Raw genomic sequence first — 1,108 nt, forward strand, 5'->3', positions numbered from 1 at the left:
GCGCCCCCTGCGGGCGCGCCGCGCGTGCGTGCCTCCTGCCCGCGGCGCGGGACGCGGGGGCGGGCAGGAGGCGGCGGGCGGGCGCACCGCCCGGAGATCCGGTCCGATCCCGACCAATCCGCCGCCCCGGCGGCCACGAACACCGGGTGAGGACCGTCTTGCGGGAGGAACACATGCCACAGGTGCGACAGGCGCCACAGCCGGCACGGGTGCCACGGGTGCCACGGACGCCCCACCGCGAAGGTGCGGCCGGGTGAAGGAGACCGTACGCATCACCGGGCCCGCCGAGGAGCAGGGCCCCACCCCGGAGGAGCTGCTGGTGGAGGTCGCCCGCGGCGACCAGGACGCCTTCGCCGCCCTGTACGACGCGGTGTGCGGCCCCGTGCTGGGGCTGGTGCGCAGCGTGCTGCGCGACCCGGCCCAGTCGGAGGAGGTCGCCCAGGAGGTGCTGGTGGAGGTGTGGCGGACCGCCGCGCGCTTCCGGCCCGACAGGGGCGGCGCCATGGCCTGGGTGATGACCCTCGCCCACCGGCGCGCCGTGGACCGGGTGCGCTCGGTGCAGGCCGCCTCCGAGCGCGAGCGCCGGGCCGCCCTGCTGGACCACACGCCCGCGTTCGACTCCGTCACCGAGCAGGTCGAGGCCCGGCTGGAGCGCGAGCAGGTGCGCCGCTGCATGGGCGGCCTCACCGAGGTGCAGCGCCAGTCGGTGACCCTGGCCTACTACCGGGGGCTGACCTACCGGGAGGTGGCCGAACTGCTGTCACTGCCGCTGGGCACCGCCAAGACGCGGCTGCGCGACGGCCTCATCCGACTCCGCGACTGCCTGGGGGTGGCCTCGTGAGCGCCGCCGATCTGCACACCCTGACCGGCGCCTACGCCGTCGACGCCCTGGACGGGCCCGAACGCGAGGGGTTCGAGCGGCACCTCGCCGTCTGCGCCCCGTGCCGCGAGGAGGTACGGGAGCTGACCGCGACCGCCGCCCGGCTGGGGCTGGCGGCCTCCGCCACGCCTCCGCCGGGCATGCGGGAGGAGGTCCTGCGCCGTGTCGCGGCGGTGCGCCAGGAGCCGCCCCGCGCCCGGCCGCCGGCCGGCTCCCCCGGCGGGACGG

The 1,108-nt window shown here is 77.7% G+C and carries 2 protein-coding genes; both read left to right on the forward strand.

Annotation, left to right across the window (positions count from 1 at the left end; translation table 11 throughout):
- Positions 1-253: 253 nt before the first annotated feature.
- Positions 254-841 carry a sigma-70 family RNA polymerase sigma factor gene (locus tag ACLIYP_RS30520; RefSeq protein ID WP_412716308.1) on the forward strand — a complete coding sequence of 196 codons (588 nt, stop codon included), beginning with the start codon at positions 254-256 and terminating at the stop codon, positions 839-841.
- A partial coding sequence (locus ACLIYP_RS30525; protein ID WP_412716309.1) for a zf-HC2 domain-containing protein occupies positions 838-1,108 on the forward strand: 271 nt, incomplete at its 3' end. The genes ACLIYP_RS30520 and ACLIYP_RS30525, both read left to right, overlap by 4 nt.

This window comes from Streptomyces nanhaiensis (genome assembly GCF_046614825.1).
GTDB classification, from domain to species: domain Bacteria; phylum Actinomycetota; class Actinomycetes; order Streptomycetales; family Streptomycetaceae; genus Streptomyces; species Streptomyces radiopugnans.